The sequence below is a fragment of the Hominilimicola sp. genome (assembly GCF_046972485.1).
GTDB classification, from domain to species: Bacteria; Bacillota; Clostridia; order UBA1381; family UBA1381; genus Hominilimicola; species Hominilimicola fabiformis.
Genome location: NZ_JBKVWU010000076.1, coordinates 3,169 through 10,597 on the forward strand (window position 1 = coordinate 3,169; position 7,429 = coordinate 10,597).

Annotated in this window: 4 protein-coding genes and 1 pseudogene; 4 read left to right on the plus strand and 1 reads right to left on the minus strand. The window is 39.5% G+C overall.

Going from position 1 to position 7,429, the window contains the following annotated elements; translation table 11 throughout:
- The 4 genes and pseudogenes from polC to ACLTU0_RS08300 all read left to right on the plus strand — a co-directional run.
- Window positions 1-1,272: pseudogene (polC, locus tag ACLTU0_RS08285) on the plus strand (PolC-type DNA polymerase III); the annotation flags it as partial.
- 189 nt (window positions 1,273-1,461) lie between these two features.
- On the plus strand, window positions 1,462-3,234 hold the full coding sequence (locus tag ACLTU0_RS08290) for a copper amine oxidase N-terminal domain-containing protein (RefSeq protein WP_412322015.1): 1,773 nt from the start codon (window positions 1,462-1,464) through the stop codon (window positions 3,232-3,234).
- 18 nt (window positions 3,235-3,252) lie between these two features.
- Window positions 3,253-3,810 carry a stalk domain-containing protein gene (locus ACLTU0_RS08295; protein WP_412322017.1) on the plus strand — a complete coding sequence of 186 codons (558 nt, stop codon included), beginning with the start codon at window positions 3,253-3,255 and terminating at the stop codon, window positions 3,808-3,810.
- On the plus strand, window positions 3,811-4,719 hold the full coding sequence (locus ACLTU0_RS08300) for a serpin family protein (protein ID WP_412322021.1): 909 nt from the start codon (window positions 3,811-3,813) through the stop codon (window positions 4,717-4,719).
- Window positions 4,720-4,751: 32 nt separating this feature from the next.
- On the opposite strand, the gene ACLTU0_RS08305 is transcribed toward ACLTU0_RS08300, so the two are convergent.
- A partial coding sequence (locus tag ACLTU0_RS08305; RefSeq protein WP_412322019.1) for an acyl-CoA dehydratase activase-related protein occupies window positions 4,752-7,429 on the minus strand: 2,678 nt, incomplete at its 5' end.

Consider the following 7,429-nt stretch of genomic DNA (forward strand, 5'->3'; position numbering starts at 1 on the left):
CTTGTAATGCGTAATGCGGAGATGAAACGACTTGCAAAAGGCTGTGAGGGTGTAAAACGTACATCAGGACAGCACCCGGGGGGAATTATCGTTGTACCGTTTGAAAATGATATACATGAATTTTGTCCTGTTCAGCACCCTGCGGACGATCCTAATTCGGATATTATTACGACTCACTTTGATTACCATAAAATCGACCAAAACCTTTTAAAACTTGACGAGCTTGGACACGATGATCCAACGGTTATAAGAATGCTTGAGGATATAACGGGACTGCACGCACGGGATATTCCGATAGGTGACCCCGAAACAATGAGTTTGTTTACGTCAAATAAAGCGTTGAAATTACTTCCGGGTAAGGATATAGGTACAAATTTGGGTACATACGGAATACCTGAGTTCGGTACAAAGTTTGTACGTCAAATGCTTGAAGATACAAAGCCGACAACATTCTCTGAACTTGTAAGAATTTCGGGACTTTCGCACGGTACGGACGTGTGGCTCGGTAATGCACAGGAATTAATCAGAGAGGGCAAGTGTGACCTGTCACACTCAATATGTGCCCGTGACGATATTATGATTTATCTTATTTCATGCGGTGTTGAAGAAGAACATTCGTTCAAGATAATGGAAATGGTGCGTAAAGGTAAAGGCCTGACGCCTGAATATGAACAGGAAATGCGTGATAATAATGTGCCTGATTGGTATATTGAATCGTGTAAAAAAATCAAGTATATGTTCCCTAAGGCACACGCTGCCGCTTACGTTATGTCGGCATTCAGAATTGCGTATTTTAAAGTACATTATCCAGAAGCATTTTATATCGCATATTATACGGTGCGTGCGGACGATTTTGATGCGTCGGTAATGGCGAGGGGAGAAGAACGCGTTCGTGAAGAAATGCGTTCAATCAACGCAAAGAAAAAGGACGGAACGGTTACTCCGAAAGAAGAAAACCTTATACCGATACTTGAAATTTGTATTGAAATGTACGCAAGAGGAATTAATTTTGTGCCTGTTGATTTGTACGAATCACACGCAACAGATTTCCGACAGGTTGAGGGTGGTATTCTTCCTCCGCTTTCGGCACTTCCCGGACTTAGCGAAAACGATGCGATAAGCATTACGGAAGAAAGAAAGAACGGCGAGTTTAGAAACGTCGAAGATTTAAGACTTCGTACCGGTATAGGTAAAAATCCACTTAATATTCTTGAAGAAAATGGATGTTTCGATGATTTGCCGGATACTGACCAAGTGTCATTGTTTGACTAATGATATAAGACCTTAGCAATATGTTAAGGTCTTTTTTGTTTAGAAAACAGTAGAATTAACATATAATCTTGAAAATTTTGTCTTTTTATGATATTATAAAAGAAATATTTAACATTTAATAAACTTTTTGCAACTTTTTGAGGTGTTGAAAAGTATTAATAGTGAAAGGGAAAATAGGAGGGACATAAAATGAAAAAGATTATACCGATAATATTGTCATTGACGGTGGTAATGTCAGGGTGTACGACGTTAGCAGAGGAAAACATAACAGTTATGCTAAACGGTCAAGCTATGGATTTTGACGTTGCACCGATAATACAGAACGACCGTGTTCTTGTACCGATGCGTGCGATATTTGAAGAACTTCATTGCAGTGTTGATTATACCGATATTGACGGCAGGCAGATTATAACTGCAAAACTTAATGAAAATAACTCAATCGGCTTAGTAATCGGCAGTGACGAAATGCAAATACATAACAAAAAAATAAAACTCGATACAGCACCCATAATCGTAAACGACCGCACACTTGTACCGCTTCGTGCAGTGTCGGAAGCATTTGACTATGATGTAAATTGGGACGGGGACACTAAAACTGTTACAATTTCAAAAGAAATTCCTAAAACGGAATACGATATTCTTTACGGCAGATTAAAAGTAAAAATTAAAAGTGACAGTAAAGTATACGATGGCTTTTGGGGTGACGATACTTGGTTGGAACTGAGTAATGAGGGTATAGATTTTGTGGCAAAAGAATTAGGATATATAACTGTCGGTGATTTGAAGAAAGACGCAGAAAATTTGGAATATGAAACCGTTGGCGATACGGTGACACAAAACGGTATTGAGTATATCGAATTGAAGTCGGAAAAGGAAAACAGAGTTGAATATCTTGTAAAATCAAGCGACGATTATTTGATATTATTGTATGCAAAAGCAAATGCAAAAACAGATAAAGATTTGTGGAAAACAAATGTACAAGAGATCATCGACACGTTGAGTGCAGGTGACAAAAAACTTGATACTTCGGCAAATTCTGTTCACAGTGATTATTTGACAATCGCAAGACCAAATGGTTATTTTGTGAGATTGGACGGAGATGACAGATACGGTTGGCTAATAAAGAAAGTTACTAAAACCGATGAAAAAGGTGTGCCGCTGCTATACATTGATGAAATGCAATCTGATGTAGATGAACAAACAGATTTGTATAACGGCAATAAGGCATATAAGAAAGTTAAAAGCAAATTTTTAGGCAATGATTTGGAATGGCTGTTGTATAATGAAGATAACTATATGCAGACATATGTAGAACACGATCAAGTCAGCTATCACATATACGCTTATGCGGAAAGCGTTGAAAAACAGCAGGACGTTATAAATTTTGTTTCGGGAATAAAGGAAAATTGTGCCGGTATAGGCGGAAAACCTGTTATATATCTGTATCCCGAAAAAGAACAAGAGGTAAATGTTAAACTTGACCTTGACGGCAAATTTACTTTCACATATCCCGAATACAACAATGGTTGGAATGTAACGGCGAAGCCTGACGGCACGATAATTTCAGACGGAAAAGAATATTCCTATCTTTTCTGGGAGGGGTTAATGCCGACATTTAAGCCTGATTTTAAAGAGGGATTTGTCGTAAAGGGCAGTGACAGTGCCGAATTTTTGCGGGAAACACTTTCCCAAATGGGACTTACTCCAAAAGAATATAACGAATTTATAGTATATTGGGCGCCAAAATTGCAAGAAAACGAATATAATAAAATATATTTCGCCGAGGAGGACTATACTGATAAGGCAAAACTTGAAATAAATCCAAAACCCGATTCGATTTTAAGAGTGTTTATGGTATATGAAAAAGCGGACGAAAATACTGTTTTACCGAAACAGGAGATAAAACCGTTTGAACGTAAAGGATTTACAGTTGTCGAATGGGGCGGATATTTAGCAGAGTGATGTTAGGAGGGACACAAAATGAAAAAGATTATATCAATTATATTGGCGCTTACGGCTGTAATGTCAGGGTGTACGACGTTAGCAGAGGAAAAAATAAAAGTTACGTTAGACGGTCAAGCTATGGATTTTGACGTTGCACCGATAATACAGAACGACCGTGTTCTTGTACCGATGCGTGCGATATTTGAAGAACTTCATTGCAGTGTTGATTATACCGACATTGACGGCAGGCAGATTATAACTGCGAAAAATGACGGCAACACAATCGGTTTTAAAATCGGCAGTAATGAAATGACGGTTAATGGCGAAAAAGTGAGCCTTGACACAGCACCCATAATTACAGATGACCGAACACTTGTACCGCTAAGAGCGGTATCGGAGGCACTTGACTGTAGTGTGGATCGGAATGGGGACACTAAAACCGTTACAATAGCACCTCACAAGTACAATGAATACTACACGCAAAAACTTATGGAAAATCTGCCTAATGACGAAAACTATGTTATATCTCCGTTTTCGCTTGAAATGGCAATGATGATGGCGTCGGAGGGTGCAGTAGGGGACACAAAACAATAAATAACGAAAGTATTTAATTCACCGAACACAAGCTTATACAGTCAAATAATAACCGATAACAAAAATAAGGGCGTGGACATAGCAAATTCAATATGGTTTAACAAAGACAGCGGAAAAAATGCTTATTTTGCCGATGACTATCAAAAGAAAATACAAAGCGACTATCAAGGAACTGCTCAATCGGTTACGAACGATGACAGTATTGAAAAGGTAAATGAATGGGTAGAAAAACAGACGAACGGCAAAATAACAAATATGCTTTCTGAAGAAAACAGAGGTTATGTATGTGCACTTGTGAATGCGATTTATATGAAAGCGGATTGGGTAAATAAATTTGAAAAAGTGGGTACATATAAAGAAACTTTCACTGATATAAACAGTAACAAATCAGAGATTGATTTTATGCACCGACTGATGGATATTGAATATTACGAAAACGGTGACACTAAAGCGGTAAAATTGCCGTATACAAACGGACTAAGTATGATTGTTGTTTTAGGGGACACTAAAAATATTCTTGATGTTATTCAGAATAATAAAATGACAAGTGAGATTGTAAATGTGTCATTGCCGAAATTCAAAGCCGAATATTCGATAGACTACACAGATACACTTAAAAATATGGGAATAGAAAAGGCATTTAGTAATGCAAATGCTGATTTTAGCTTAATGCTTGAAAATTATCCCGAGAGTATAAAAATTGATTCTGTTCTGCAAAAAGCAATGATAGATGTTGATGAAAAGGGAACAGAAGCTGCCGCCGCAACTTCAACAATAATGGTTGGGACTGGTGCAGATACTACACTGGAAAAGATAATAGAATTTAGAGCCGATAAACCGTTTACATATTACATATTGGACGATAGCGGAAATGTATATTTTGCGGGACGGTATGTAAAAGCAGAATAACAAAAAAAGCACCGAAAGGTGCTTTTTTTATGTTACTTTTCTATTTTAACAGTTTCTCTGACTTCTGTTTTCTTTGGCATAACGGAGTCGTACATTTCGTCTTTTTTCATATTTTCAAAAGCGACTGCAAGCATAAGTTTAATACGGTTAAGCTGATTAACTTCACTTGCACCCGGGTCATAGTCAACCGCAACGATATTGGCTTGCGGATACTGTCTGCGAAGTTCCTTAATCATACCCTTACCTGTAACGTGGTTAGGCAAGCAAGCGAACGGCTGAACACAAGCGATATTCGGAACACCCGAATTTATAAGCTCAATCATTTCGCCTGTCAGGAACCAACCCTCACCTGTGCAGTGACCAAGCTGTAAAACGTGCTTTGCACCCTCAGCAATATCCGCGATATGTTTCGGTGAACGCATACGGAACTTAGGATTGTTATTCATAACCTTTGCCATATGCTTTCTGAAACTTTCAATACCCCAAATTGCAAGATTGCAAAGTGCGGCGGTTGAACGCTTAGAGCCAAGATTATCACGCTTGAAGTTATTGTTATACAAGCAATAAAGCATAAAGTCCGCAAGTCCCGGCATAACTGCCTCACCGCCCTCCGACTCAATAACATCAATAATATTGTTATTTGCGTCAGGGTGGAACTTAACAAGAATTTCACCGACCACGCCGACTTTTGGCTTTTTGACTGTTTCATCAATTTCGATTGCGTCAAAGTCTGCGATTATTTCATCAATAACCTTTTTAAGTTTAAGCTGTTTACGGTTATTATTAATAATATCGCTGTACAAACGCTTTTGCCACTTTTCGTGTACCGCATTTGTTTCGCCCTCGTTTACCTCGTAAGGACGGATACGAAGTGTAACGGCAAGCAATAAGTCACCCCAAGTACAAGCTTTTAAAAGACCGTCAACAAGCTTCGGAGTAATCTTAAATCCTGGATTGCCCTCAAGTCCCGACACGTTAAGCGAAATTACGGGAACATTCGGATAGCCTGCCTCTTTAAGCGCCTTACGAAGAAAGGCGATATAGTTAGTCGCACGACAGCCGCCGCCTGTTTGTGTAATCATAACGGAAGTGTTGTTCGGGTCGCATTTACCGCTTGTAAACGCATTGACAAGCTGACCTGTTACCATAATTGACGGATAACAAGCGTCGTTATTAACGCTCTTTAAACCGGCCTCAACGTCCTCTGCCGTTGCGTGTTCAAGCACAAGTGCATTGTAACCGCTTGCACGCATAACCGCCTCGAAAAGTCCGAAGTGGGTAGGACTCATTTGAGGGAAGATTATAGTATGCTTTTTGCGTTCTTCCTCTGTAAACTTAACTCTGTTAATTGTGTAATCATCAATTTTATGCGGAATAAAGTCGTTATCGTCACGTTCCTTGACTGCCGCTTTAAGCGAACGAACTCTTATTCTTGCAGTACCGAGATTTGAAACCTCATCTATTTTCAATGTCGTATAAATCTTTTCGTGTGACTGCAAAATTTCCTGTACTTGGTCGGTCGTAACTGCGTCAAGACCGCAGCCGAACGAATTAAGCTGAATTAGCTCAAGACGCGGATTTTTGATAACCTGTGCCGCTGATTCGTAAAGTCTTGTATGGTATGCCCATTGGTCAACAACTCTTATATCACGTTCAAGATGACCGAGATGTGCAACGCTGTCCTCTGTAAGAACGGCAAAGCCGAGTGATGTAATCATATCCGGAATACCGTGATTGATTTCAGGGTCGATATGATACGGTCTGCCGGCAAGTACGATAGCACGTTCATCGTGTTCGTCAAGCCACTTCAAAACTTCTTCACCTTTATTTCTGATGTCTTGCTTGTAATGCTGAAGTTCGGCAAAAGCCTTTTCAGAAGCGTTGTCAATTTCTGTTTTTGTAAAGCCGTAATCGTGCAACGCTTTCATCATTTGACGTTTAAACGACGGCTTGTCGGCAAGATTGATAAACGGATACAAGAAGTTAATATCGCTTTGACGTACAACGTCCATATTGTTGTAGATAACTTCCGGATAAGATGTTACCATAGGACAGTTGAAGTGATTGCCTGCGTCCGAATATTCTATCTGCTCATACGGAATACAAGGGTAAAAAATCGTTTTTATGCCCTTGTCGATAAGGTCTTGAATGTGACCGTGTACAAGTTTTGCAGGGTAGCAGGCACTTTCACTCGGTATCGAGTCGATACCTTTTTCGTAAAGGTCGTGCGTACTTCTGCCGGAAATTCTTACGGAGAAACCAAGCTCAGTAAAGAATGTAAACCATAGCGGATAATTTTCATATATGTTAAGCACACGCGGTATACCGATAACACCGTTCGGTGCATTCTCTGCCTTTAACGGCTTGTATGCAAATGCACGTTTGTATTTATAATCATAAAGATTAGGCATTTGCTTTTTGGATTTTTCAAGTCCGGCACCGCGTTCACAACGGTTACCGGATACAAACTGACTTCCGTCAGAAAATTTTGTTATTGTAAGCTGACAGTGGTTGTTACACTTTTGACAACGTGTAAGTGAAGTATCGAATGTGAACGAATCAAGTTCGTCAACACGAAGAATATCACATTCACCGCCGTTCCAACGTTCTTTTGCGATAAGTGCCGAACCGAACGCACCCATAATGCCTGCAATATCCGGACGGACAACATTTTTACCTGTCAAAAGTTCAAAACAACGAAGTATAGCAT